Source organism: Nonomuraea roseoviolacea subsp. carminata, from assembly GCF_024172185.1.
Taxonomy (GTDB): Bacteria; Actinomycetota; Actinomycetes; order Streptosporangiales; family Streptosporangiaceae; genus Nonomuraea; species Nonomuraea roseoviolacea.
Map to the genome: position 1 here is coordinate 3,320,194 of NZ_JAMZEC010000001.1, position 24,334 is coordinate 3,344,527.

A 24,334-nucleotide genomic window follows, 5' to 3' on the forward strand; every position below is an offset into this window, starting at 1 on the left:
CCCGGCGGGTATGACTTGTCCTATGGACAACCTTCTCGCCGGGCCGCCCCCGACCTACCTGCCGGACCTGCCCGAGGCCAGGGAGGCGCTGGAAGCCGGGGCCAAGCCCTCCGACGTGGCCGCCCGGTTCCCTGCCCACCCGGCGGCCTGGGCCGCCCTCGCGGAGGAGTACTTCGCGCAGGGGCACGCCGTGACCTCCTACGCCTTCGCCCGCACCGGCTACCACCGCGGGCTCGACCAGCTGCGCCGCAACGGCTGGAAGGGGCACGGGCCGATCCCGTGGGAGCACGAGCCCAACCGCGGGTTCCTGCGCTGCCTGTACGCGCTGGCCAGGGCGGCCCAGGCCATCGGCGAGAAGGACGAGGCCGAGCGGTGCGTGCAGTTCCTCAAGGACAGCGACGAGGCCGCCTACGACGCGCTGACGGCCGGATAGCCCCCTTGGGACAGACAGGCACAGTCGGGTAGTCTCTGCACGCAAGAGCCCCTGTCGCGCTTGCGCCAGGGGTTTCGTTTTGTGCTCGGGAGACTAGAACCATGCCGGCTGTCGTTCTCGTGGGCGCCCAGTGGGGCGATGAGGGCAAGGGCAAGGCCACCGACCTGCTCGGAGGCGACGTCGACTACGTCGTCCGGTACCAGGGTGGCAACAACGCGGGCCACACCGTGGTCATCGGCGACCAGAAGTACGCTCTGCACCTGCTGCCCACGGGGATCCTGTCGCCCGCCGTGGTGCCGGTGATCGGCAACGGCGTGGTCATCGACCCGCGCGTGCTGCTGGACGAGATCGACGGGCTGGCCGCCCGCGGCATCTCGGCCGAGCGGCTGCTGATCTCCGCCAGCGCGCACCTGATCATGCCCCACCACCGGGCCCTGGACAAGGTCACCGAGCGCTACCTCGGCAAGTCCAAGATCGGCACGACCGGGCGCGGCATCGGCCCCGCGTACGGCGACAAGATCTACCGCATGGGCGTGCGCGTGCAGGACCTGCTCGACCCGGGCATCCTGGCCAAGAAGATCGAGTCGGCCCTGATCGAGAAGAACCAGGTGCTCACCAAGGTCTACAACCGGCGCGGCATCGAGCCGGAGCGGGTCCTGGAGGAGTACCTCGGCTACGCCGAGCGGCTCAAGCCGCACATCGCCGACACCTCGCTGGTGCTGTCGAAGGCGCTGGACGACGGCAAGCTCGTGCTGCTGGAGGGCGGCCAGGGCACGCTGCTCGACATCGACCACGGCACGTACCCGTTCGTCACCTCCTCCTCGCCCACCTCGGGCGGCGCGTGCGCCGGCTCCGGCATCCCGCCGACCCGGCTGACGAAGGTGATCGGCATCCTCAAGGCGTACACGACCCGTGTCGGCTCCGGCCCGTTCCCGACGGAGCTGACCGACGAGATGGGCGACTGGCTGCGCACGACCGGCGGCGAGTACGGCGTCACGACGGGCCGCAACCGCCGCTGCGGGTGGTTCGACGCGGTCATCGCCCGCTACGCCACGCGCATCAACGGCGTGACCGACTTCTTCCTCACCAAGCTGGACGTCCTGTCGGGGCTGGAGACGATCCCGGTCTGCGTGGCGTACGAGGTGGACGGCGTGCGGCACGAGGAGATCCCGATGACGCAGACCGACTTCCACCACGCCAAGCCGATCTACGAGGAGCTTCCCGGCTGGCAGGAGGACATCACGGGGGCCAAGACCTTCGAGGACCTGCCGGCCAACGCCCAGGCGTACGTCCGGGCGCTGGAGGAGATGAGCGGCGCGCCGATCAGCGCGGTGGGCGTGGGCCCGGCGCGCGACGCCACCCTGGTCCTGCGCCCGCTGACCTGAGGTCGTCGGCGCTGACCGGTTATCCGGCGAGGACCGCGGCGGTCATGGGCGTGTGGACGGCCCAGCCCAGGGTCTCGTAGAGCGAGCGGCCGGCGGGGGTGGCGACGAGCACCCCGTCGGCGGCGCCGCCCGCCGCGGCGGTCGCGGTCAGGGCGCGCATGACGACGGTGCCGAGGCCGCGCCGCCGGTGGTGCGGCGCGGTCTCGACCTTGTCCACGACCGCGGTGGCGCCGGCGATGGCCAGCTGCCCGCGCGCGGCCATCTCGCCGGCGGTGGTGAGCAGGCGGGCGACGGTGACGCCGGCGCGGGTGGTGACGGCCAGCGTGTAGCCGTGGGGCGCGGCGACGCCGGCCCGGGCGGCGGCCGTCATGCCGGTGACGCCCCTGGTGCGCGGCACGGGGTCGAGCGGGATGGTCATCAGGTACTCGGGCTCCTGCACGTCCCAGGCCGGGGGCAGCCAGGGCGCGACGTCCTCGCGCGGCGCGCAGAGCTTCAGCCAGGTGCCGGGGACACTCGGCAGGGCGGCGAGACGGCGCAGGATGGCCGGGGTGGGCGCCGGGACGACGTGGCGCACCATGTGGCCGGGCAGTCCGACGTCCACGCGCAGGCCCCACGGCTCGTGCACGGGTGTGGGGGCGTCGCGGGAGACCACCCAGCCGTAGACCCATGCCCGTACCGGCTCCGGCCGGACCGTTTTGAGAGCCCCCGTCATGGCGGTCAGCTTATTGCACGAAGATTGCAACTATCCAGGCAAAAAGGGCATGCGACGCCTCACATCGGACACCTACCCTCGACCCCATGGACATCCGCCGGGTCACCGCGTTCGAGGCCGTCGAGGCGGCCGGCCACCTCTTCGACGCCACGCCGCGGCGGGAGGCCACCACCAGGTTCCTGGCCGACGAGGGGCACCACCTCCTCATCGCGTACGTGGACGGGACGCCCGCCGGGATGGTCACCGGCGTGGAGATGACGCACCCGGACAAGGGCACGGAGATGTTCCTGTACGAGCTGGGCGTGGACGAGCGCTTCCGCGGGCGGGGCGTCGCGCGGGCACTGGTGCTGGCCCTGGCCCGGCTGGCCAGGGAGCGCGGCCTGTACGGGCTGTGGACGGCCACGGGCAGGGACAACGCGCCGGCCCTGGCCACGTACGCGGGCGCGGGCGGCGACCCGGAGCCGGACCAGGTGATCTACAGCTGGACCTTCGACGGCCCGTCCCACTGATCTCCCCGGCCCACGCATCGGGATATTGCGGGCAAAAAGGATGCGGCGTGGCGGTGCTGCAAGGCGGCGGGCGCCCGGTAGGGTCCGGGTGTGCGCGTTGAGATACATGGCCATCGGGGGGCTAGGGGCCTCTGGCCCGAGAACACGTTGCCCGGCCTGAGCCGCACGCTGGAGCTCGGGGTCCACGCACTGGAGCTGGACGTCGCGCTCACCGCCGACCGGCGGCTCGTGCTCACGCACGACCTCACGGTCTCGGCCGTCACGAGCGCCGACACGCGGCCGGTACGAGCCGGCGACCCGGCGTACCCGTACGTCGGCAAGCCCATCAACTCCCTCACCCTCGCCCAGCTCCGCACCCTCGACGTGGGCGTGCGGCTGCCGCGGCACCCCGACGACCCGTTCGCGATCACCCAGGTGGCGATCCCCGAGACCCGCATGCCCACGCTGGGCGCGGTGCTCGGCCTGGTCAACGCCTACGAGGCCGACGCCGTGCGCCTGCACGTCGAGCTCAAGTCCGACCCGACCAGGCCCGAGCTGACCGCCGACCCCGAGCTGTTCACCGGGCTCGTGATCGAGGAGCTCGACCGGCACGGCCGGCTGGACAACGTGGCCATCCTGAGCTTCGACTGGCGCGTCATCACGCAGGCGGCGGCCATGGCGCCCGGCACGCGGCGCTTCGCCCTGATCGAGCCCGACACGCTGCACTGGAACGGCGAGCTGGGCGACGACGTCCCCGCCGCCGCCCGCGACGCCGGCGCCACCACGCTGTCGCCCGAGCACGTGATGGTGGACGAGCGCCTGATGGCCCAGGCCGCCGCGGCGGGGCTGGACGTGGCGGTCTGGACGGTCAACGACACCGAGTTGGGGGCGCGCATGCTCGACCTCGGGGTGTCGGGGATCGTGACCGACTACCCGGACCGGATGCGGGAGCTGTGGCGCGATCGCGGCCTGCCGCTGCCCGGCCCGGTCGAGCCGCTTCGGCCCGTTTCCGTCTGAGCTCTTACGGCAGGACGGCTTACGGGAGGACGGCGCCCATCCGCTTGACGGTGCGGATGACCGGCGACGTCTCCAGCTCCCGCACGCCCTCCAGGGGCGCGACCCGCTCGGTCAGGTACCGGTACAGATCCTGCGTGTCGCGGCAGGTCACCCCGGCCATGAGGTTGCTCGGCCCGGTGATGGCCGCGGCCACGTCCACCTCCGGGTGCGCCGCCAGCGCCGCCCCGACCTCCGCCAGCCGCGACGGGCGCACCTTCATCCACAGCCACGCCTCCGCCCGGTGGCCGAGGGCCCGTGACGGGATCTCGACGTCGAACCTGAGCGCGCCGGCGGCGCGGAGCTGGTCGAGGCGCCGCCGTACCGTGGACTGCGAGCAGCGCCCGGCCGCCGCCAGCTCGCCGTAGCCGGCCCGCCCGTCCTGGGCGAGCACCCGCAGCACGGCGCGGTCCTGCTCGCCGAGGGAGACCGCCGCCGGAACGGCGTCCTGCGGGGGGAGGTGGCGCAGCCGGGCCGCCTGGTCGTCGGACAGGACGGCGACGCGGCTGCGCCAGCCCGCGTACATGTGGAGGAACGCGTGCGCGGTCATGGCGACGACCCGGGGCGTGCGGGGCAGCTTCTTCAGCAGCAGCTCGCCGCCGTCCTCACCGGCCGCGTGGACGCCGCAGACGATCTCGGTGCCGCCGGACATCAGGCGCACCCACACCGTGTCGTCCCGCCGGGCCAGCGCCTCGGCCACGGGCCCGGCGGCGTCGGGCGTGCAGACCAGCCGCACAGCCCAGGAGGTGTGCCCGTACAGGGTGCCGTCGAGGACGCCGACGACGCGCAGCAGGCCCTCCCCGCGCAACCTCCGGTAGCGGCGGGCGATCGTGTGCTCCGAGACGCCCAGCACCTCGCCGATCCGGTTGAACGCGGCCCGCCCGTCGAGCTGCAGGGCGTGCACGAGAGCGAGGTCGATGGCGTCAAGCGAGCCGCTTTTCTCCATATTTCATGATTTCACGATGGAAACGGGCGCTCGACCGGCTCTGAGGTGCCTCGTCCGGCCCGCCGCGACGATCGTTGGCTCATGAGCACTTACCTGGTCTTCGGATCCACCGGCAACGTCGGCAGGAGGGTGGTCGAGCGGCTCTCCTGGTCGGGCGCCGCCGTGCGCGCCACCAGCCGCCGCCCCGAGTCCGCCCGGCTCCCCGAGGGGGTCGAGGTGGTCGCACCCGACCTGACCGCGCCCGGCGTCATGGACGGCGTCGAGGCGGTGTTCCTCATGTGGCCGTTCCACTCGGACGAGCTCGCGGCCCCCTACCTCGACGCGATCAAGCGCGGCGCGCGGCGCGTCGTCTTCATGACCGGCGGCGGAGTGCGTCCCGAGCTGCCGCCCGGGCGGCAGCCGAACCCCGTCGCCCGCTGGCACGCCACCGTCGAGCACCTCATCCGGGAGTCGGGCCTGGAGTGGACGGTGCTGAGCCCCAGCACGTTCATGGTCAACACCCTGTGGTGGGCCGACCAGATCCGGGCCGGCGACACCGTCCGGGGGGCGTACGGCTCGGTGGCGATGACGCCGATCCACGAGGACGACATCGCGGCTGTGGCAGTGAGCGCGCTGACCGGCCCCGGGCACGCGGGACGCCGCTACACCCTGACCGGCCCGGAGGTGCTGACGCAGGCCGAGCAGGTACGGGTGATCGGCGAGGCCGTCGGCCGGCCGCTGCGCTGGCAGGAGCTCACCCGCGAGGAGGAGCGCGCGCGGCTGCTGGCGGACCCGTCCTTCCCGGACTCGTTCGTGGACGAGCTGCTCGACGGGTACGCGACGATGGCGTCGGCCCCGCCGCCGTCCGTCACCCCGGCGGTCGAGGAGATCACCGGGACGCCACCCGCCACGCTCGCCGCGTGGGCCGTCGAGCACGCCGCCGCGTTCGAGAGGTTCCTGCCGTGAAGGTGATCGTGGCCGGCGCGGGGGTCGGCGGGCTGTGCCTGGCCAACGCGCTGCGCGGGGCCGGGATCGAGGTGTCCGTCCACGAGCGCGACCCCGCGGTGGGCACCCGCCGCCAGGGGTACCGGCTGCACCTGGGCGACACGGGCATCGAGGCGCTCTCCTCGGCGCTGCCGGCCGGGCGGTGGGCGGAGCTCCTGGCCGGCGCGCACGTGCCGGAGCCGCGCTTCGTCCGCCTCGACCCGAGCCTGAACGTGCTGGACGTCCTGGAGCACGGCGGCCGGCACCTGTCCGTGGACCGCGAGACGCTGCGCCGGACGCTGCTGGCGGGCGTGGCGGACGCCGTCACGTTCGGATCCCGCCTGACGGGCTTCGAGATCCGGCCGGACCGGGTGACGGCGTCGTTCGCGGACGGGTCCGCCGTCACGGGTGACGTGCTGGTGGGGGCCGACGGGATCGGCTCCGCCGTGCGAGCGCGGTACCTGCCGCACGCCCGGGTCGTGGGCACCGGCCTGGTCCAGCTCTACGGCAAGATCCCGCTCGGCCTGGCGGACGGCATGGGGAACGTGTTCACCGCGATCACCGGGCCCGGCCACCGGACCGTGGGGGTCGCGCCCACCCGGGGCTACGCGACGTGCTCCTTCGGCGCCCGCGCCGAGGACCTCCCGCCCGGCCTGGACCTGATGACCCAGGAGGATCTGCGCGCCCTGGTCCTGGAGAGGACGCCCGGCTGGCACCCCCGCGTCCACGACATGATCACCCGGTGGAGGGAGATCATGCCGCTGGAGGTGCGGACCAGCGTGCCGCTCCCGCCCTGGCCGGCGACGCGGGTCACGCTGCTGGGCGACGCCGTGCACGCGATGAGCCCGGCGGCCGGGGCCGGGGCCAACGTCGCCCTGCGCGACGCGACGACTTTGGCCGCCGCCCTCGCCGGCTGCGCGGATCCGCTGGAGGGGGTGCGGGCGTACGAGGCGGAGATGACCGGGTACGGCTTCGCCGCCGTGCGGACCTCCGCCGCCAACGGGGCCCGCTTCCTCGGCCAGGACCCCCTCCCCGAGGAGGCCGCGGGGGTCAGCACAGGGTCGCGGTGATCCTGGAGGTCACGTCGACGGCGGCGGCGCTGCCGGCGTAGGTGAGCTTCCGGACGCGCGCGCTGAGGGTGTAGTCGCCATTCCCCTGGCAGGCGAAGCTGACGGGCCATGGCCTGACCGTCGTGCCGTCGTCCTGCTGGTTGACGGCCTGGAAGGAGCCCGATTTGAGGGTCTGCGTGCCCTTGCTCAGGACGTACGTGCCCTCGATGACGCACTGACGGTGTTCGTCGCCGATGATGGTGCGCCGCGCGCAGGTGGGCGGCTCCACCGAGGCGACCGGGGCGGGTGAGCCGGTGAGGCAGACGTCCCACTGGGCCTGGACGCCGGAGGTGGTGATGGCGGTGGACCTGCACTGGGCGGCCGCGTGGGCGCTCCCGGCTCCGGCCACCGCCGTCAGGGCGGACGGGACGAGCAGGGCGAGGACGAGAAGCGCGTCCGTCGTACGACGAGTCATGACCGCAGGCAATCGCCCTCGGGCGGCGCCTGGACAAGGAGACTCGCCATATTGGGAAGTACGTACTAATCTTTCTCCTTACCATGAAGGACGTACATAATTACGACCGCGACCCCGACGGGTCCCTCTACGACCCCCGGGTCAGAGCCGCCATGGCCGGCTTCGCCGGTGGCGACCCCGCCGACCCCCTCACCCTGCTCACCTGCGAGGCGGGCGCCGCCGTCCGCACCGCCTACCACTCCGTCGAGCGCATGCGCGCGCACGGCTCCCAGGGCCGGGGAGTCAGTGCGGGCGCGCTCGACCTGCTGCTCCGGCTGAACGGCAGCGACCAGGGCATCAGCATCGGCGACCTCGCCCGGGCCGCCGGGGTCAGCTCCCGCAACGTCACCGGCCTGATGGACACCCTGGAGAACGACGGGCTCGCCCTCCGGGTCCCCGACCCGGGCGACCGGCGCTCGGTGCTGGCCCGGATCACCCCCGCCGGACGGGCCTGGATCGAGGCGTTCCGCGAACCGTCCCGGCTGGCCATGCGGGCCATGTTCCAGGGGTTCTCCGCCGAGGAACTGGTCGTCTTCCGCGACCTCTGCCTGCGGCTGGCCGCCAACCAGCACCAGCTCGCCGACCGCCTCTCCCACCTCTCCCAGAACGGGGACCAGCCATGACGACCGTGACCGCCGCGGAACAGACCCGGCGCACCGTGCGCGGCTACCACGAGGCCCGCTTCCGCGGGGAGGTGGGCGCGGCGGCCGAGCACCTGGGAGAGCCGTTCCGCTTCCAGAGCCCGTTCATCACCTCGGACGACCGGGAGGGCCACCTGGCGACCCTGCCGGGGTTCGTGTCGATCGTGACGGGCGTCGACCTGATCAGCGAGCTGTACGGGGACGCGGAGGCGACGCTCGTGTACGACGTGCACACCGCGACACCGGTCGGCACGCAGCGCACGGCCGAGCACTTCCGCCTCGCCGACGGCAAGATCACCTCGATCATGCTGCTCTTCGACGCCGCGCCGTGGCAGCCGATGAAGGCGCACATCGAGCCCTGAGCCCCGCGTCTTGAGGGGCCTACCTCAGGAACTCCCGCGCGCCCCGCAGCCGCGTCCGCAGGACCTGCTGCGTCGCCGTGCAGTCCAGCCGCACGTCGAGCGGGCCGGGCACGTCCGTGTCCGCCCGCCGGCCGCGCGCCAGCCGCGCCGGATCGAGCCCGTCCCGGCGCGCGACCAGACAGCCGAGCTCGTACCGGCTCACCGCGTCGGCCCCGGCCACGTGGTGGATCCCCCGGCGATCGGACCCGGCGAGCTCCAGCAGAGCCGCCGCCAGGTCCTCGACATGCACCGGGCAACGCACGTCGTCCGTGAACAGCACGCCCTGTCTCTGACCGGTCGCCAGGGCCCGTACGAACGACTCATGGCCGGACCGGCCGTCACCGACGATCAGTGACGTCCGGACGACCACCGCGCCCGGCGCGATCGCCCGCACCGCCACCTCGGCAGCCGCCTTCGCCGCCCCGTACGGGGAGACCGGGTCCGGCACGCTGTCCTCGGCGTAGGTGACCGCCTCCCCCGAGAAGACGGCGTCGCTCGACACGTGCACCAGCCGCCCGCCCGCCGCCGCGACGGCGAGGGCCACGTGGGCGGCGCCGTCCGCCGTCGCCGTCCAGTCCGGCTTGCGGTACGCGGTGTTGACGACGACGTCCGGTGCGAGCGTGCCGACCAGCTCGGCGACCGCCTCCCGGTCACGGACGTCGAGAGGCGACCGGGCGACGCCCGGGGTCGCGCCGGGGCGGGTCATGAAGGTGGCGGCCACGGTGTGGCCGGCGGCGAGCGCCCGCCGGGCCAGCTCGCCGCCGAGAAAGCCGGTGCCCCCGACGATGAGCAGCCTCATGGGCGATCACCTGTCCTTTCCTTCCGTCGCGTGCCCGGGCGTACCTCCCTCATGATGACGGCGGCGTCGCGACTTGGCGCCGAATGCCGCAAAGCGGTCATCTAGTGTTATGTCGGGCCGTCGCGGCAAGGCTCGTGGCAGGACTCGCGGAAGGGAAGACGGATGCTCCTGAGTGGCATGATCGCCTTTGCGATCGCCTCCCTGCTCATGTCCATGATTCCCGGGCCCACCACCGTGGTGATCCTGCGGCAGTCCATCCGCGCGGGCCGGTCGGCGGGAGTGGCGACCGTGCTCGGCAACGAGACCGGGTGGCTGGCGTGGTGCCTGGGGGCGGCGTTCGGCCTGTCCGCGCTGCTCGTCGTGTCCGAGCTCGCCTTCGACGTCATGCGGATCGTCGGCGCGATCGTCCTGGTCTGGTTCGGCGCGAGGATGCTGTGGCAGGCGCGGCGCGCCGCCGAAGGAGCCCCGTCCGGAGACCTGACCGCGCCGGCGCCCGCCGGCCCCTCGTTGTGGAGCTGCTACCGGTCGGGGCTGCTGACCAACCTGGCCAATCCGAAGGCGGGCGTGTTCGCGCTCTCCTTCCTGCCGCAGTTCGTGCCCGAGGGCGCTCCGGCGCTGCCGACGCTGCTGCTCCTGGCGGTGGCCTCGGCCCTGATCGACCTGGCCTGGTATCTGGGGATCGTCCGGCTGGTCGGCGCGGCCGAGGGGTTCTTCAAGCGACCCGCCGTACGCCGTCGCCTGGAGTACGTGTCGGGCACCCTGCTGATCGGCCTGGCCGTCCGCCTCGCCCTGACGAGCAAGCCCTAGCGCGACTCGGTCGGTCTGGCCGCGGTCGCATCCCGGTGGGCCAGCATCATGAGGCCACCCGCCTGCAGGTTCGCCGCGACGAACAGGATGAACGCCCCCAGGCCGAGCCAGCCGGCGAACCGCTGAGGAGCGCCGGTGGCGCCGCCGTCGCCGATCATGAACGTCCCCCACACGCCGAGGGTCGACAGCACGGCGTACGGATACACCACCCACAGGACGGCCGACAGGACCAGCATCACGCGCCTGGTCCACCCTCGTGACCGGCGCAGCAGCAAGGCGACGAGGCCCAGGCAGACCGTGACCGCCCCGACCGGGATCGCCAGCCTCCGCACCGCTCTCCGCATCATGGCCATGTCGTCAGCCAGGCCCTCGGGAGGCGCGGCGAGCTCGATGTGGTCCTGGATGGTCGCGTCGACGGCGTACCGGATGGCCACGTAGAGGCCGGCCGTGTAGACCGCCGAGAGGACGAGCCCCGACATCATCAGAACCGGCCCACGCCGGAAGACGGCGATCACGCGGCGGGGACGCGGAAGCCACGAGGACGCGCCAGGTCCACTCAAGGAACGACCACCCCCTCAGAGGTCCAGTGATCATAGCGAGTGGGGCGCGGACATGGAGGCCGCTGGCATCGCACCGCTCAGACTCGGCCGGTCGTACGGCCGGCGGTGTAGGCCGCGCGCCACTGCTCAGCCGCTTCGAGCATGGCGTGGCCGACGTGGTGGAAGAAGTCCCCGATGTCGCGCAGCCTGGCCCCGGCGGGTGAGGTGGCCCCGAGGGTCTCCGCTCCCTGACGGGCGAAGTCGGCCAGCAGGGTGTTCTGGCGGGCGCTGGCCATCCAGCCGCGGAACCAGGCGTCGGCGTCGATGACGTAGCGGTCGCGGCGGCGGCGCGGGTCGCGGTCGCGGCGGATGAGCTCCTGCTGTTCGAGCTCGGCGACGGCCTTGGAGATGGAGGCCGGACTGACCTGGAGGTGCCGGGCGAGCTCGGCCGCGGTGAGGCTGCCGCTGTCGGTGAGGTAGAGGGCGGCGAGCACACGAGCGGTCATGCGCGACAGCCCCGTGCTGATCATGATCTCGGTGAACCGCTCTTCCAGGTCGCCGACCGCCCCGGAGCCGCGGTCCGCGGGGACCGGCTGACTCCGGCGGGCGCGTTGCCGCGTGGCCTGGTGCGCCTCGTCGGCCCGGTAGCCGTCGCGACCGCCGTTGCGGGCCACCTCGCGCGTGATGGTGGACAGCGGCCGGTTCAGGCGAGCGGCGATCTCGGTGTGGCTGAGCCCCTCGGCCAGGCCGTCGGCGATCCGCCGGCGGTCCTGGTGGGTCAGTCTGCCTCCGGGCATGGACGGCGCCTTCCTGTTCGCGCGGAGCGGTGACAAGGGAGTCTTGCATTCGCCCCCATCTCATTGCAAGTCTGCGCGCATGCGTTCACGCTCACACCATTGCAAGTCGCTGACTTTCCACGGTTAATCAGCGGATCTGATGTTGACGAAGTAGTAAATGCAAGTTAGCTTTTGCTCTGTCGCGAACATCAGGTGGCGCGACGTCAGACGCCGTGACGGGAGTCCCCATGAAGTCCTGGCATCGCCCGCTGCTGGTCTGCGCCGGGCTCATGTCCGCCCTGATCCTGGTCAGCCTCGTCGGCCTGGTGACCGACGGCCGGACCCTGCTGGGCGAGTCGGTGTGGGTCAAACCGTTGAAGTTCGGCTTCGCCTTCGCCCTCTACACCGGGACGCTGGCCTGGCTGATCTCCAAGCTGACCAGGGGCAGGCGCCTGAGCTGGTGGCTCGGCACCGTCTTCGCGCTCGGCGCGACCGTCGAGGTCGGCGCCATCACCACCCAGGCGGCCCGCGGTACCTTCAGCCACTTCAACGCCGACCAGAGCGACCCCGTCACCCTGGCGCTGGTCCCGGTTCTCACCACCGGGGTGATGACCCTGCTGATCGTGCAACTGATCATCGCCGTCATGGTGCTGGCCCAGCGCGCCGCCGGCCCCGCGCTCACCCTCGCCATCCGCGCCGGGCTCGGGCTGGCCACCGCGGGCATGCTCATCCCGGTCTACTGGATGGTCGCCGGCCTCCACCCCCGTACGGTCACCGACGCCAACGGCGCCCGCATACCGATGTACCAGGGCCACGGCATCGGCGACCCCGACGGCCACGGCATGCCCCTCACCAACTGGAGCGTCACCGGCGGCGACTTCCGCGTCCCGCACTTCTTCGCCCTGCACGGCATCCAGGTGCTGCTCGTCGTCACCGCGGCCCTGGCCGCCCTGGCCGCCCGGCACGCCTGGCTGCGCGACGAGCGCGTCCGCGCCCGCCTGGTGGGCTGCGCCGCGCTCGGCTACAGCGGCCTGGTCGCCGTGGTGACCTGGCAGGCCGGACGCGGCCAGTCCCTGATCCACCCCGACACGGCCACCCTCGCCGCCCTCGCCGCGGTGGTGGCCGTCACCGCGCTCACCACCACCTGGACGGTCCTCGCCGCCGGACGAGCGGCCACCCTCCGAACACCTCTCATGGCCTCTGAAAGGAACTCGACATGATCGCATCGCGCACCGCCAAGACCGGACTGCTCATCGCCGCCACCCTGGTCGCCACGGCCCTGCCCGCATCCGCGTCGCCCGCCGCCGGACATCCCGAGGTGCGGCGAGTGCTCGACCGAGCAGTGGATACGAAGATCGCCCCCGGCATCGTCACCGAGATCCAGGACGGCGGCAGCCGCTGGTTCGGCTCGGCGGGCGTGTCCGACACCAGGACCGGTCGCAAGCGCCACCAGAACGAGAGGTTCCGCATCGGCAGCACGTCCAAGTGCTTCACCGCCGCCGTGGTGCTCAAGCTGGCGGCCGAGGGCAGGCTGAGCCTCGACGACACCCTGGACAGGTGGCTGCCCGACCTGTTCGACGGCACCGCCTACGAGCCCGGCGAGATCACCGTCCGCCAGTTGCTCAACCAGACCAGCGGCATCTACGCCTACACCGACGACAGCTCCTTCTTCCAGCGGGGCGTGGGCGAGGAGTGGTTCAAGCACCGCTACGACACCTACTCGCCGGAGCAACTGGTGCGGATCGCCCTCGAACACCCGCCCACCGGCAGGCCCGGCGAGCGCTTCAGGTACTCCAACACCAACTACATCCTCGCCGCCCTGATCGTGGAGAAGGCGACCGGCAGGACCTTCGCCCAGGAGCTGAACCGGACCGTCATCCGTCCCCTGGGCCTGACCGGCACCTCCCTGCCCGGCACCGACCCCACGATCCGCGGCCCCCACCCTGTGCACTACTCCACCCTCTTCTCCACCGACCCCCAGCCTCAGATCCACGACACCACGGAGATGAACCAGTCCTTCGCCTGGACCGCCGGCGGCATGATCTCCACCACGACCGACCTCAACCGCTTCTTCTCCGCCCTGCTCGGCGGCCGTCTCCTGCCGGCCGCCCAGCTTCAGGAGATGCTCACCACCGTCCCCACCGACGGTTCGGGCTGGATCCCCGGCACCAGGTACGGCCTGGGCGTCTTCGAGCAGAAACTGCCGTGCGGGGTGACCGTCTGGGGCAACGCCGGCGCCACCTACGGCTCCTGGAGCTACGCCATGGGCACCCGGGACGGCAGGCACCGCGTCGCCAGCCACGTCAACGGCGACTGGGCTCCGCTGAGCGTCTTCGCCGACGTGCTGTCCGCCGAGTTCTGCCCGCCCACGTCCCGATAGCCGGCGACCGCACTGCGGGATCCCGCGGGCGACGACCGACGAACCATGGCGCTTTTCGACCGTACGGTCTAACTTCAGACCATGCGGTCGAAAGAGTCGGAGACCCCCGGCCGTACCCGGCGAGCCAGACGCGAGGACCTGATCGCCGCCGCGATCCAGGCGATCAGCCAGGACGGCCACCGAGCCGCCTCGCTGGAGCGCATCGCCCGCGAGGCGGGCACCAGCAAGGGAAACGCGCTCTACCGCTTCTCCTCCAACGACGTTCTTCTATCTCCTCACGCATCCTCAGATGGACGTCGAGCACTCCATCAGGGAGACCGTCGCGCTCTTCTTGCGCGCCGTCCAGCCCACCCCACCCCCGGCCGTTGATTCGGAGGATGCCTCATGACCACGCCCAGCTCACCTGACGGGTTCGCTCATTCCGGCCTCCGCACGGCCACGATCCTCGTCACCGCCTACACCGCGCTGAGCCTGCTCACCGTCGCGGCGATCGCCGTCCTCTCCGCCGTCGCCCCGTCCCTCGTCAGCCCGCAGGCCTGGGTGCGCGGCGTCATCGTGGCGGCGACGTCGATCCTCACCCTCGTCTTCGCCCGCCGCGCCCGGCGCGCGGGCGCCCGGGCGCTGCTGCGGCTGCGGATCGTGCTCGTCGTGATCCTCGTCGCGGTGGTGGGAGTGCTGCTGTTCGTGACACTGCCGGGCTGGATGGTCGCGGAACAGGGCGTATGCGGGCTGTTGCTGCTCTGCGCGGCGGTACTCGCGTTCCGCGCCTCCCCGGCGGGCCCGGCGGACGGGCGATGAGCGAGCGGGCGCGAATGAGCTGATCGCGGCGAACGCGGCATGGCGCGTCCGTCTGCGTACCCGGCAGAGAGCATCGGTCAGGATCAGCTCGGTTTGCCGCTGGACAACCGGTCGGATAGGAATCTCGCATGCTGAAGGGCAGTAAGGTCGCGCTCCGGGCCCGGCACGAGGAGGACATCCCGATCCTGCACGCCGAGCTCCACGACGACGTGGTCACCGCCTCGCGCGCCGTGGGCCGGCCGTGGCGGCCGATCGCGCCCGACTCGAAGGAGTCGCAGTTCGTGGTGGACGACACCGCACAGGGGCGCGTCGCGTTCTCCGTGGTGGAGCTGGACGGCGGCACGCTGGTCGGCACCGCGACGCTGTGGGGCATCGACGACCACAACCGCTCCGCGCACATCGGCCTTGGGCTGCTGCCGTCGGCCCGCGGCAAGGGCTACGGCAGCAACGTGGTCGCGGTGCTGTGCCACTACGGCTTCGTCGTGCGCGGCCTGCGGCGACTCCAGATCGAGACGCTGGCGGACAACACCGCGATGCTGCGCTCCGCCGAGCGCAACGGCTTCGTCCGCGAGGGCGTGCTGCGCTCCTCGGCGTGGGTGATGGGCGAATTCCTCGACGAGGTGCTGCTCGGCCTCCTCGTGCAGGAGTGGAAGCGGGAAGGTTCACGGAGTTCTTGAGTGGCTGTCCCTCTTGGCGGCGAGCTGGGCGGCCTCATGCCGGCGTCCCTTGCTCCTCGGTCATGAGGCGGCAGAGGGTTCGTGCTCGTTCGACCGGGTCGCCCATCTGCCCGACTTGCACGTCCATCAAGGCATTGCCTCCTCAGCAATCGGCAGCCTCCAGGACAGACGCAGGATCTCAACCGACTTCGCGAAGCGGCTCGAGAGTGACGCTCAACCGAAGTTCCAACGCTTTTGCCAGGCGTTCCAAGAGGGGAATGGTCGGCATGGTGCCGCCGGCCTCGAAGCAGGCCACGGCAGGCTGCAGAAGCCCTGCCCGTTGCGCGAGCTCGGCTTGTGTGAGGCCGAGCTGCTCTCGGCGGGTCCGCACGGCCTCACCCAGTTCGAAGCGGATGCGGGCGGCTTCGTAGCCCGCTCGGGCATCAGGGCGACTCATGATCTCGGCGCGCTTCTCGGACCATGGCTTGCGCTCCGCCATAGTGATCACTCCTCGCCAGCCGTGTGTGCCTCTGCCAGGCATCGCCGCATGCCCGCATCGCCGCATGCCCGCATGTCCGCCTGGTCATCGCCGCTCGCGCGCGAGCCCATCCGGGATGATGGTCGGTCAGAACTCGTCGTACCCGGAGACCTGGCCGATCGGGAAGATGTGCCGGCTCGCGGCGCAGATCGTCTCCAGGACGTGGACGGGTGTGTCCTCCGTCGAATAGCTCGCGCGGAGTACCTGGACGATCCACTCGCCGGACTCCAGCTCCAGCGTCTCGCGCTCGAACGGTGTGGGCGGCCGGGCGGTCAGGTTCTCCTCCGCGTGGCCGAACGCGTACCCGAGCGCTGTCAGCGCGGACTGGAGCGACGGCTGGACGAACTCGGGCTCGGCGATCCGCGTGCCCTCGAACAGGTCGGCACGGAAGTAGCTGGTCGCGATGCGCACGGGTACGTCGTTCGCCGTCATCATCTTGCGCCGGGCGATGATGTCCATACCGGGCTCGACCCGGAGACACGCCGCCACATGCTCGCTGGACGGCTCCGTGCCCACGTACAACATCCGCCGACCGGCTTTGAGGCCTTGCCGCTCGGCCTCGGCGAGAAACAACGACTTGGAGCCACGAACGGCGGGCTCGGTCGGCAGCGCGCGCTGTACCAGCACCCGGGGCGCGGGCGAGGCAGGCCCTTCGGGCGCGCGAGCGGCGGGCCCTTTCCGCATCTGCGAGATGCGGCCTGGTGACACGCCGAGCCGTCCGGCGATGTCCTCCAGACTCATGCCGGACTCGCGGGCCTCCGCGATGGCCTGACGGCGCATCTTCGCCGCTTCGGTGACCAGGCCCTGCTCCTCGGTCATGAGACGGCTGAGGATTCGTGCACGTTCGACCGGATCGCCAACCTGCGCGACTTCCCTCAGCGTCTTCACGTCCATCAGGGCCTTGCCTCCTCGGTGACCGGCAGCAGCCGACTTTAGCCCCTCTATTGCAGGGGGCGCAGTCGGGCATCTACGCTCGACTTTAGCCCCCCTATAGTGGCGGGCTTAAGGAGACCCCCGCCCGTCGGAGCACGGTGCTGGCACACCGCCGACAGACAGGGGTCTGAAGCGCATCGAGAGCTTTGGGGCGTCCACGATGCAGAACCAGATTACTGCCGTGCCTGAGAACGGCAAGGAAACGCAAGCTCAGCTATCCGCGGGCCTCCTGCGCGACGCCCTCCGGGCGGACCATGGCATACCGGCGGACACACATGACGGCTACGACCTCGCCCTGGTCTCGGTCTGGGTCGGGCTGGTCGTGTGGTGCGACGGGGCGTGGTTCTGGTGGCGTGCGGGTTGGGATGACCGGCGCAAGCGAGTGGTGTACGCACGGCATCCGGCGACAGAACCATCACGAGCCGCACGCCGAGTGGCCTTCCGATTTGCCGACCTTCGCAGACGTCACCCAGTTTCGGGGGTGATCGACGATCTGTCCCGTGCCGCGTCCCCGCCCGCATGCGAAGGAACAGAATGAGGGCGCCGTCGCCGCGTATCGGTGCACGGGTCAAGATCGTGGGCACCTCTCACAGTCCGGCGAGGACACGCGGCGCGACTGCGCGACTGCTCGGACGACACGGGACAGTTGTTGAATCGCTTCGTAACGCAGCCCTGGCCCTGGTCAAGCTCGACAGCGAACCACATGGGGTGACCGGGAGGACGCGATGCTGGCAGATCCACTGGGAGGACCTGCTCGTCTGCCGGGCCCAACAAATGACGGATGGAGATACCGAAAGTTATCGGTTGGGACTGTCCGGCCTGGACCGCGAGGCCGTACAGCACGCAGTCGCGGTCGGCGAGGCGGCTGGCCTCTGCGGGCAACCAGTGCTTCCTCTTCCGGTGCTCGGCTGGTCGCTGCGGTTCATGCCCACGTCGCGCCGAGCGTGTCCGGCCTGTGTGTGCCTGAGCGAGCGGCCCGTGGACGACAGGTGATCACTGGTCTCCGCCTGACGTGGGAGGAAGCGCTGCAGGACCGGGGGTGTGGGGGCCGGTAGGCCCCCACCTGGGGCGAAGCCCCTGGTAGAACGCCCGAGCGGAGCGAGGACCTGCAGGGGCCGGGGCTGTGGCCCGGCTGGGAGGGCGTCTGAGCCCCGTGGCGCGAAGCGCCGCACAGCGAAGCCCTTTGCGCGAAGCGCCCCATTGCGAAGCCCTTCGCGCGTAGCGCCCCCGGGCGAAGCCTTCTGCGCGAAGCGCACCCAGAAGGGCGTCCGAGCGGAGCGAGGCCCTTTTGCCCCAGCCTTCATCAGCCTTGTTTCGTCAGGCTTATGAGGCCAGGCGGTTGCTGAAGCGGGCGAGCATGGCCGTCTGGGATGTCTCGGGGAACATTCGACCGATCAGCGGTGGGATGCGCCAGTTGGCCGGGTTGCGCTTGGCCAGCCGGGACACCAGGGAGATGTGCGGGTAGCGGGCCTTCTCGTACGCGCGCAGCCGTACCGCCGGATCGTCGTCGCCCTTGGCGAGTTCGCGCCCGAGCACCCAGGCGTCCTCAAGGGTCTGGTTGGCGCCCTGGCCGAGGGTGGGCGGCATGGTGTGGGCGGCGTCGCCGACCAGGGTGATGCGGCCCTTTCCCACCACCGGCCGGACCTTGTTCCAGTGGTGGCCGAAGAACTCGAGGTCGTCCTCGGAGGCGGCGGCGAGCACCTCGGGGACGGGCGACGCCCAGTGCCCGAACCGGTGCCTCAGCTCGGCCAGCGGCGCGGCGGGCCTGGGGTCGGCCGGCGACCAGCGCACGTCGAACCACCACTGGAGCAGGCCGTCGCCGGCGGGCATGAGCCCGCACGCGCCCTCCGGTCCGGTGATCATGAGGTGGCGGTGGGTGTCCGTGATCTCGATGTCGATCGGGCTGAGGCCCTGCCAGGTGCCGAAGGTCGCCGGCTGTACGGCGCCGTCGCCCCACAGATGGCGTCGTACGGCGGAGTGGTGGCCGTCGGCCCCGACGAGCAGGTCCCCCTCGGCCGTGGACCCGTCGGCGAAGGTCACCGTCACCCGGCCCTGGTCCTCGCTCACGCCCGTGCAGCTCATGCCGTGGTGGATGAGGTCGTCGGGCAGTCCGGCGGCCAGGCGTTCCGACAGGTGGCGGCGCGACACGGCCTTGGTCACGAAGCCGAAGCGCTCGGCCGCGTGGGCGATGTTCATGCTGGTGCGTAACCGGCCGTCGGAGGTCAGGGCGTCGATCCGGTCGATACGGGCTCCGGTGCCGTCCAGGCTGACGCCGAGATCGTTCAGGATGGCGTTGCCGTTGCTCCAGACGAGCAGCGCCTTGCCGCCCGTCCGCCGTTCCGGAGCCTGCTCGTAGACCCGTACCCGATGGCCGGCGGCCAGCAGCACCCGTGCCACCGCGAGTCCGCCCACCCCGGCGCCGATGACGAGAACGTCCATATCTCCTCCACTTCGGAGTATCTCCGCTTCGAAGATATATCGGTGTGGAGTAGGTTCGGAAAGTGGCCCACAGGAATCCAGGAGAGACGGTCTTCCGGGAGTTCGTGATCGCGGTCCTCCTCCACAACGAGGCGATCGCCGACCGGCTCGGTCTGCAGGTGCTGGACGTCACCGCCCTCATGCTGCTGGAGACGCGCGGGCCGCTCGCCGTGGGGGCGATCTCCGAGGCCCTCGGGCTGCCGTCCGCGTCCACGACGCGGCTGATCGACCGGCTGGAACGGGCGGGCTACGTGCGACGGGTACGCGGCGAACGCGACCGCCGCACCGTCACCGTGGAGCTGGTCGAGGACAACATGGCCGACTACGACGCCGCCTGCCGGGCGTCCCGGCGGCACCTGGAGAAGCTCACCGCGCACTACGGGCCGGACCAGGTGCCGGTGCTGCTGGACATGTTCGTCCGCATCGCCGGGGCATACCGGTCGGCCACGCGGGACCTGCGGGAGGGCACGGGCTGACCTGCCGCCCCCTGTTCGCGCCGGCCGGAAGACCGGCTAGAGGGTGGTCGTCCGCTTCGACGGGCTCTCGTTCTCGCCGGCTGCCAGTCCCCGCCAGAGAGGACGGCGGTGCCGGTGAAGCCGGCGATCAGCAGGGCCGCGCCGAGCAGCGCCACCGGGCCGAGGTCGACGCCTGCCACCAGGAGCACCGCGGCCTTGGCGATGCCCAGCGCGGCGCCGAGGCCGATGAGGAGGCCGGCCCACCGGGGCAGGATGGCGCGCCACGTCACGATCGCCACCAGGAGCAGCCCGGCGTCGACCACGAGGCCCCCGGCGCTGAAGGTCACGTTGATCAGGTTCAGCGACTCCCGGTACGCCTCCAGCAGCATGCCGCGATCACCCGCCGGTGCCGCGAGATACCGGCTCGCCAGTTCAGGGGTGGCCGACAGGCGCAGGCACGCGCCGAGGAAGCCGATGAGGGCGGCGGCACTGGAGGCCGCGATGAACGTGGCCCGCAGCGGCGCGCGGCTGCGCAGCACGGCACCCCATGCCAGGAGAAGCACGCCGATGCCCAGCCACGACAGGACGTCGAACACGACGGCCAGGCGGTAAGGGCCGGGCGCGGTGCCCGCCACGTCCAGTTCCAGCAGTTCCTCCGGCAGGGAACCGCTGCTCGCGGGGAGGACGAGGGTGATGAACAGCACCATCAGCCCGAGATAGGCAAGGGCTGTCAGCAGTGCCCAGCGGGGCAGGAATCGCGCCCATTGCCGGGCGTTGTCGACGGTGGTGAGGGGCGGACCGGCGTCGGAGGAGGGCATGCTTGCGGCCTTTCAGAGCAGGGATGTGCTGGTGTACGGCTGAGCGAAGCCGCCTGTCGGCGGAGCGGAGCGCTCAGGCCGTCGCCCGTGCGGGACGGCGGCGCGCGGTGATCCGGGAGCGCAGCCGTCCGGCGCCCGCGGCGGCGGGCCAGAGGCGGGTCGCCAGGTTCCGGGCGACGATGCCGACGCGGGTGGCGGGGACCATCATCGAGGCGGCGGCCTGGACGTTGTTCTGCTTGGGGTCGACGAGAATGCGGTGCTCGGCCTCGTACCGGGCGAAGGCCGACCGGTGGTCGCCGGGGGTGGCGGCCAGCTCCTTCGCCAGGGTGTGGGCGCCGGCGATGGCCAGGGTGGAGCCGTCGCCGAACAGCGACACCGATGAGCCGGCGTCGCCGAGGAGCGCGACGCGGCCGCTGCTCCAGGTGTCGAGCCGTACCTGACTGACGGAGTCGAGCCACAGGTCGTCGGCGGCGCGCACCCGCTCCAGCAGCTCGGGCACCCGCCACCCGTCACCGGCGTAGGCGTCGGCCAGGATCCGCCTGTGCTGGGCGATGTCGCGATGGTCGAAGCCCTCCACCGCCGGGCCGCGGAAGATGAAGGCGACCAGCGTGCGGCCGTGCACGGGATGGAGGGACACCAGGCGGCCGGGGGCGTTGTGGAGGACGACGTCCCGCTCCTGCTCGGCCGGGTCGTCGAGCTGGAGGGTGGCGACGTACAGGCCCGTGTGGCGGACGAACTCCTCCTCGGGCCCGAAGGCGAGCCGGCGGGTCGTCGAGTGGAGCCCGTCGGCTCCGACGACGAGGTCGAACCGGCGCGGCGCGGACTTCTCGAAGGTGACATCGACGCCGTCGTCGTCCTGGGCCAGGGCGGTGATGGTGTCGTCGAACAGGAACTCGGCCGAGTCCCGGCTCGCCTCGTAGAGGATCCGCGCCAGGTCGGTGCGCGTCACCTCCACCTCGTCACCGCCGGACGCCTGCCGCGTCGCCCGCAGGTCGACCCGGCCGACCTGGCAGCCGGCGTCGTTGACGAAGCTCATCGCCGTCACCTCCGTGGCGGCCTCGCGCAGCCGCTCCGTCAGGCCCATCCGCTCGACCACCTGTACGGCCGGCCCGCGGACGTCCACCGGGTTGCCGCTGGTGCGCGGCCCCGCCGCCCGCTCGACGACGGTGGGACGGAATCCGTGCTCGGCCAGCCAGTAGGCCAGCGTGGGGCCGGCCACACCGGCCCCGGAGATCAGCACTGAGGGGTTGGTCTTCATGGTCTCGCTCCTGTCGCTGGGGCCTGCCGGCTCTCCATGGCTATGAAGTTATGACCAGATATGTAAATCCGTCAACAGATTTCATGCAGTTGACGAAAAATGAAATCTGGTCATACAGTGCCGACACCGAGCACGTCGAGCCCGGCCCATCTCGATGGGGAAGGAACCACCATGACCACGCACGCCAAGACCGTCGTCGTCACCGGCGCCACCGGGAACCAGGGCGGCGCCACCGCCCGCCACCTGCTCGCCGCAGGCTGGCACGTCCGCGCCCTCGTCCGCGACGACACCTCACCGGCGGCCGTCGCGCTGGCCGCCGCCGGCGCCGAGCTCGTCCGCGGTGACCTGGACGATCGCGCCTCCGTCGAGGCGGCGGTACGCGGCGCCCACGGCGTCTACAGCGTCCAGTCCGCCAACCCTGACGAGCTCGCCCAGGGCAGGAACGTCGCCGACGCCGCCAAGGCCGCCGGCGTCCGGCACCTGGTGTACTCCTCGGTCGGCGGCGCCGAGAGCCAGAACGGCTACTACCTGGAGCGGGGCTGGGGGCCCATCGAGAAGTGGGAGATCGAGGAGCACATCCGTGACCTGGGCCTGCCCGCCACGATCCTGCGCCCCGCCGGGTTCATGGAGGACTTCGTCAGCCCCGCCAGGTTCTTCCAGAACGGCTCTCTCAACGTCCCGTGGCACGACACCCTGGTCATGCAGCTCATCGCCATCGACGACATCGGGGCGTTCGCCGCGCTCGCCTTCGCCGACCCGGACCGGTACCTGGGCAGGGCCCTGGAGATCACCGGGGACAGGCTGACCACCCCGCAGATCGCCGCGGCGCTGAGCACGGCGGCCGGCCGCCCGATCCCGCACACCCAGGTGCCGCTCGACACGCTGTGGGAGCACGCCCCTGAGGCAGCCAAGGTGTTCACCTGGGCGGGCGAGCGGTACTTCGACACCGACCTCGCGCCCCTGCGCGACGCCCACCCCGGCCTCACGGACTTCGCCACCTGGCTGGACCGGACGGGCAAGGACCGGCTCCTGGCGCAACTGGCGTCCACGACGGCGTGACTCGTGTTGGAGGTCTGATTGCCGCCAGCGGCGGCTGTTCGCGGCAGGTGAAGCTGGATGCCATGAGCACGACGAACGCGGCAGGCGACCAGACCGACGGTTCGCGGGCGGACGAGCAGCCGCCGGCCGACGCCTGGACGGTCATGCAGAGGTTCTACGCGGCCGAGGCCGCGTACGTGGCCGCGGGCGGCTTCGGTGAGGCGAGCTATGAGCACGTCGCCGCGTACCTCGATCCGGAAGTGTGCCTGTATCAGGCTCCCGGGTTGCCGTTCACCGGCACGGGGACGTGGCGCGGCCATGACGGCATGGAGCGCTTCCTGGCCCGCTTCAGCGAGGTCTGGGAGTCGATGGAGTTCCTGGAGCAGGAGCACTGGGGCGACGCGGACACCGTGGTGGTGCGCAACCGGGTGCGCTTCCGCGCCCGCGCCACCGGCCGGGAGGTCGACACCTCGATCGTGCAGTTGATCACCGTCAGGGACGGGCGCATGCTCGAATGCCGCCCGTTCTACTGGGATCCCCAGGCCGTCGCCGACGCCTGCACGCCATAAAGCTCACCACTCCGAACCAGAACAAAACAGGCGCGGTACGCATCCGATCAAGCATGAGCGGTATCGAAGTCGAGGGTGAGCCGGTGCCTCCCGATCGGCACCTCGACTGGGACGGCTGCTTCAACGTCCGCGACCTCGGCGGAATCCCCCTGCCCGGTGGGAGATCGACCCGATGGCGGGCCGTCGTCCGTTCGGACAATCCGGAGCGGCTCACCCCCGCGGGCTGGTCGGCACTCATGGCGCACGGCGTCCGAACCATCGTCGACCTGCGCAACCACGACGAACGCCGAGCCGATCCGTGGGCACGGCCCTCGGGTCTTACCACCGTGCACGTACCGCTGGACGACGCGGACGACGCGGTGCTGTGGACCTATCTGTGGGACAACGAGCTGGACGGTTCGCCGCTCTACTACCGGCTCTTCCTCGAACGCAAGGCGCAGCGCTGCGCCGCCGCCATCGCCGCCGTCGCCCGGGCCCGGCCCGGCGGTGTCCTCGTCCACTGCGGCCTCGGCCGCGACCGCACCGGGCTCATCGCCATGCTGCTGCTCGCCCTGGCCGGAGTCAGGCCCGACGACATCGCCACCGACTACGAGCTGAGCGCCCCCCGGTTGCCTCGGCTGTTCGCCGCTTTGGGGGTCGACGACCAGACCGAGGTGATCCGGGGCATCCTGGCACGCAAGAACACCACAGCGCGTGCCGCCATGCTCGACGCCCTGGACGGGCTGGATGTGGAGGACCGTCTGCGGGCGGCGGGACTCACGGCGGACGATGTCCGAGGCGTTCGGGGTCGGCTTGCCGGCGCGTGACTGACGACTCTCAGGTGCGGCATCGCCGAATCGCGCCCGGCTGGGAGGACGTCTGAGCCCACGGGCCTCGTAGAAATGCCCCCAAAATTCTGGACATGGAC

29 protein-coding genes are annotated in these 24,334 nt (G+C 71.5%); 18 read left to right on the forward strand and 11 right to left on the reverse strand.

Annotated elements, in window-relative coordinates; translation table 11 throughout:
• The first annotated feature begins 22 nt into the window (after window positions 1–22).
• Window positions 23–433, forward strand: a complete 411-nt coding sequence (locus tag HD595_RS15420; RefSeq protein WP_253769584.1) for a DUF3151 domain-containing protein — start codon at window positions 23–25, stop codon at window positions 431–433.
• A gap of 101 nt (window positions 434–534) precedes the next feature.
• Window positions 535–1,818, forward strand: a complete 1,284-nt coding sequence (locus tag HD595_RS15425) for an adenylosuccinate synthase (protein ID WP_253769586.1) — start codon at window positions 535–537, stop codon at window positions 1,816–1,818.
• A gap of 19 nt (window positions 1,819–1,837) precedes the next feature.
• Here HD595_RS15425 and HD595_RS15430 read toward each other — a convergent pair whose 3' ends face one another.
• The gene (locus HD595_RS15430; RefSeq protein WP_253769588.1) at window positions 1,838–2,530 is read right to left on the reverse strand and encodes a GNAT family N-acetyltransferase; all 693 of its coding nucleotides are present in this window, start codon (window positions 2,528–2,530) and stop codon (window positions 1,838–1,840) included.
• 86 nt (window positions 2,531–2,616) lie between these two features.
• On the opposite strand from HD595_RS15430, the gene HD595_RS15435 reads away from it, so the two are divergent.
• Both HD595_RS15435 and HD595_RS15440 read left to right on the forward strand, forming a co-directional pair.
• The gene (locus tag HD595_RS15435; protein WP_253769590.1) at window positions 2,617–3,039 is read left to right on the forward strand and encodes a GNAT family N-acetyltransferase; all 423 of its coding nucleotides are present in this window, start codon (window positions 2,617–2,619) and stop codon (window positions 3,037–3,039) included.
• 90 nt (window positions 3,040–3,129) lie between these two features.
• Window positions 3,130–4,035: a glycerophosphodiester phosphodiesterase family protein gene (locus tag HD595_RS15440; protein ID WP_308211155.1), complete on the forward strand. Its 906-nt coding sequence runs from the start codon at window positions 3,130–3,132 to the stop codon at window positions 4,033–4,035.
• A gap of 19 nt (window positions 4,036–4,054) precedes the next feature.
• On the opposite strand, the gene HD595_RS15445 is transcribed toward HD595_RS15440, so the two are convergent.
• The gene (locus HD595_RS15445) at window positions 4,055–5,017 is read right to left on the reverse strand and encodes an Lrp/AsnC family transcriptional regulator (protein ID WP_253769594.1); all 963 of its coding nucleotides are present in this window, start codon (window positions 5,015–5,017) and stop codon (window positions 4,055–4,057) included.
• An 81-nt stretch (window positions 5,018–5,098) separates the two neighbouring features.
• Here HD595_RS15445 and HD595_RS15450 point away from each other — a divergent pair, with 81 nt between their 5' ends.
• Together HD595_RS15450 and HD595_RS15455 are read left to right on the forward strand one after the other, a co-directional pair.
• Complete coding sequence (locus tag HD595_RS15450; RefSeq protein ID WP_253769596.1) at window positions 5,099–5,962, forward strand: SDR family oxidoreductase; 864 nt, start codon at window positions 5,099–5,101, stop codon at window positions 5,960–5,962.
• A complete protein-coding gene (locus HD595_RS15455; RefSeq protein WP_253769598.1) occupies window positions 5,959–7,050 on the forward strand; it encodes an FAD-dependent oxidoreductase in 1,092 nt (363 codons plus the stop codon). The genes HD595_RS15450 and HD595_RS15455 overlap by 4 nt, the downstream gene beginning before the upstream one ends.
• Here the strand turns inward: HD595_RS15455 and HD595_RS15460 are convergent.
• Window positions 7,031–7,504, reverse strand: coding sequence for a hypothetical protein (locus tag HD595_RS15460; RefSeq protein ID WP_253769600.1), 474 nt, complete (start codon window positions 7,502–7,504; stop codon window positions 7,031–7,033). The genes HD595_RS15455 and HD595_RS15460 overlap by 20 nt on opposite strands.
• Before the next feature lie 83 nt (window positions 7,505–7,587).
• On the opposite strand from HD595_RS15460, the gene HD595_RS15465 reads away from it, so the two are divergent.
• Together HD595_RS15465 and HD595_RS15470 are read left to right on the forward strand one after the other, a co-directional pair.
• Window positions 7,588–8,166: a MarR family winged helix-turn-helix transcriptional regulator gene (locus HD595_RS15465; protein ID WP_253769602.1), complete on the forward strand. Its 579-nt coding sequence runs from the start codon at window positions 7,588–7,590 to the stop codon at window positions 8,164–8,166.
• Complete coding sequence (locus HD595_RS15470; RefSeq protein WP_253769604.1) at window positions 8,163–8,546, forward strand: nuclear transport factor 2-like protein; 384 nt, start codon at window positions 8,163–8,165, stop codon at window positions 8,544–8,546. Before HD595_RS15465 ends, HD595_RS15470 begins: the two co-directional genes overlap by 4 nt.
• A gap of 19 nt (window positions 8,547–8,565) precedes the next feature.
• Here HD595_RS15470 and HD595_RS15475 read toward each other — a convergent pair whose 3' ends face one another.
• Window positions 8,566–9,384: an SDR family oxidoreductase gene (locus HD595_RS15475; protein ID WP_253769606.1), complete on the reverse strand. Its 819-nt coding sequence runs from the start codon at window positions 9,382–9,384 to the stop codon at window positions 8,566–8,568.
• Window positions 9,385–9,561: 177 nt separating this feature from the next.
• On the opposite strand from HD595_RS15475, the gene HD595_RS15480 reads away from it, so the two are divergent.
• The gene (locus HD595_RS15480; RefSeq protein ID WP_253769608.1) at window positions 9,562–10,191 is read left to right on the forward strand and encodes a LysE family translocator; all 630 of its coding nucleotides are present in this window, start codon (window positions 9,562–9,564) and stop codon (window positions 10,189–10,191) included.
• On the opposite strand, the gene HD595_RS15485 is transcribed toward HD595_RS15480, so the two are convergent.
• Both HD595_RS15485 and HD595_RS15490 read right to left on the reverse strand, forming a co-directional pair.
• Window positions 10,188–10,673 carry a hypothetical protein gene (locus HD595_RS15485; RefSeq protein WP_253769610.1) on the reverse strand — a complete coding sequence of 162 codons (486 nt, stop codon included), beginning with the start codon at window positions 10,671–10,673 and terminating at the stop codon, window positions 10,188–10,190. The two genes, HD595_RS15480 and HD595_RS15485, sit on opposite strands and share 4 nt — an antisense overlap.
• Before the next feature lie 155 nt (window positions 10,674–10,828).
• A complete protein-coding gene (locus HD595_RS15490; protein ID WP_253769612.1) occupies window positions 10,829–11,527 on the reverse strand; it encodes a GbsR/MarR family transcriptional regulator in 699 nt (232 codons plus the stop codon).
• Window positions 11,528–11,754: 227 nt separating this feature from the next.
• Here HD595_RS15490 and HD595_RS15495 point away from each other — a divergent pair, with 227 nt between their 5' ends.
• From HD595_RS15495 to HD595_RS15510, 5 genes are all read left to right on the forward strand, one after another.
• The gene (locus tag HD595_RS15495) at window positions 11,755–12,726 is read left to right on the forward strand and encodes a hypothetical protein (protein WP_253769614.1); all 972 of its coding nucleotides are present in this window, start codon (window positions 11,755–11,757) and stop codon (window positions 12,724–12,726) included.
• Window positions 12,723–13,886 (forward strand): serine hydrolase domain-containing protein, encoded by a 1,164-nt coding sequence (locus HD595_RS15500; protein WP_253769616.1) that lies wholly within the window; start codon window positions 12,723–12,725, stop codon window positions 13,884–13,886. Before HD595_RS15495 ends, HD595_RS15500 begins: the two co-directional genes overlap by 4 nt.
• Window positions 13,887–13,967: 81 nt before the next feature.
• Window positions 13,968–14,255, forward strand: a complete 288-nt coding sequence (locus tag HD595_RS47235) for a TetR family transcriptional regulator (protein WP_420540708.1) — start codon at window positions 13,968–13,970, stop codon at window positions 14,253–14,255.
• 15 nt (window positions 14,256–14,270) lie between these two features.
• Window positions 14,271–14,684: a hypothetical protein gene (locus HD595_RS15505; RefSeq protein WP_253769623.1), complete on the forward strand. Its 414-nt coding sequence runs from the start codon at window positions 14,271–14,273 to the stop codon at window positions 14,682–14,684.
• 128 nt (window positions 14,685–14,812) lie between these two features.
• Complete coding sequence (locus HD595_RS15510; protein ID WP_253769624.1) at window positions 14,813–15,361, forward strand: GNAT family N-acetyltransferase; 549 nt, start codon at window positions 14,813–14,815, stop codon at window positions 15,359–15,361.
• Between the two features lie 178 nt (window positions 15,362–15,539).
• Here the strand turns inward: HD595_RS15510 and HD595_RS15515 are convergent, their stop codons facing one another.
• From HD595_RS15515 to HD595_RS15525, 3 genes are all read right to left on the reverse strand, one after another.
• Complete coding sequence (locus HD595_RS15515; RefSeq protein WP_253769625.1) at window positions 15,540–15,839, reverse strand: helix-turn-helix domain-containing protein; 300 nt, start codon at window positions 15,837–15,839, stop codon at window positions 15,540–15,542.
• A 126-nt stretch (window positions 15,840–15,965) separates the two neighbouring features.
• Window positions 15,966–16,772 (reverse strand): UTRA domain-containing protein, encoded by an 807-nt coding sequence (locus tag HD595_RS15520; protein ID WP_253769626.1) that lies wholly within the window; start codon window positions 16,770–16,772, stop codon window positions 15,966–15,968.
• A 1,362-nt stretch (window positions 16,773–18,134) separates the two neighbouring features.
• Window positions 18,135–19,250: an FAD-dependent oxidoreductase gene (locus tag HD595_RS15525; RefSeq protein WP_253769627.1), complete on the reverse strand. Its 1,116-nt coding sequence runs from the start codon at window positions 19,248–19,250 to the stop codon at window positions 18,135–18,137.
• A 62-nt stretch (window positions 19,251–19,312) separates the two neighbouring features.
• Between HD595_RS15525 and HD595_RS15530 the strand changes: the two genes are divergently transcribed.
• Window positions 19,313–19,765, forward strand: coding sequence for a MarR family winged helix-turn-helix transcriptional regulator (locus tag HD595_RS15530; RefSeq protein WP_253769628.1), 453 nt, complete (start codon window positions 19,313–19,315; stop codon window positions 19,763–19,765).
• Here HD595_RS15530 and HD595_RS15535 read toward each other — a convergent pair.
• Together HD595_RS15535 and HD595_RS15540 are read right to left on the reverse strand one after the other, a co-directional pair.
• Window positions 19,666–20,562 carry a hypothetical protein gene (locus tag HD595_RS15535; protein WP_253769629.1) on the reverse strand — a complete coding sequence of 299 codons (897 nt, stop codon included), beginning with the start codon at window positions 20,560–20,562 and terminating at the stop codon, window positions 19,666–19,668. The genes HD595_RS15530 and HD595_RS15535 overlap by 100 nt on opposite strands.
• 73 nt (window positions 20,563–20,635) lie before the next feature.
• Complete coding sequence (locus HD595_RS15540; protein WP_253769631.1) at window positions 20,636–21,820, reverse strand: FAD-dependent monooxygenase; 1,185 nt, start codon at window positions 21,818–21,820, stop codon at window positions 20,636–20,638.
• A gap of 171 nt (window positions 21,821–21,991) precedes the next feature.
• On the opposite strand from HD595_RS15540, the gene HD595_RS15545 reads away from it, so the two are divergent.
• The 3 genes from HD595_RS15545 to HD595_RS15555 all read left to right on the forward strand — a co-directional run bounded on the left by HD595_RS15545 (window position 21,992) and on the right by HD595_RS15555 (window position 24,233).
• The gene (locus HD595_RS15545) at window positions 21,992–22,879 is read left to right on the forward strand and encodes an NmrA/HSCARG family protein (protein ID WP_253769633.1); all 888 of its coding nucleotides are present in this window, start codon (window positions 21,992–21,994) and stop codon (window positions 22,877–22,879) included.
• A gap of 62 nt (window positions 22,880–22,941) precedes the next feature.
• Entirely contained in the window at window positions 22,942–23,427 is a 486-nt protein-coding gene (locus HD595_RS15550) for a nuclear transport factor 2 family protein (protein WP_253769635.1), read from the forward strand.
• Window positions 23,428–23,480: 53 nt separating this feature from the next.
• Window positions 23,481–24,233, forward strand: a complete 753-nt coding sequence (locus tag HD595_RS15555) for a tyrosine-protein phosphatase (RefSeq protein WP_253769637.1) — start codon at window positions 23,481–23,483, stop codon at window positions 24,231–24,233.
• Window positions 24,234–24,334 lie beyond the last annotated feature (101 nt).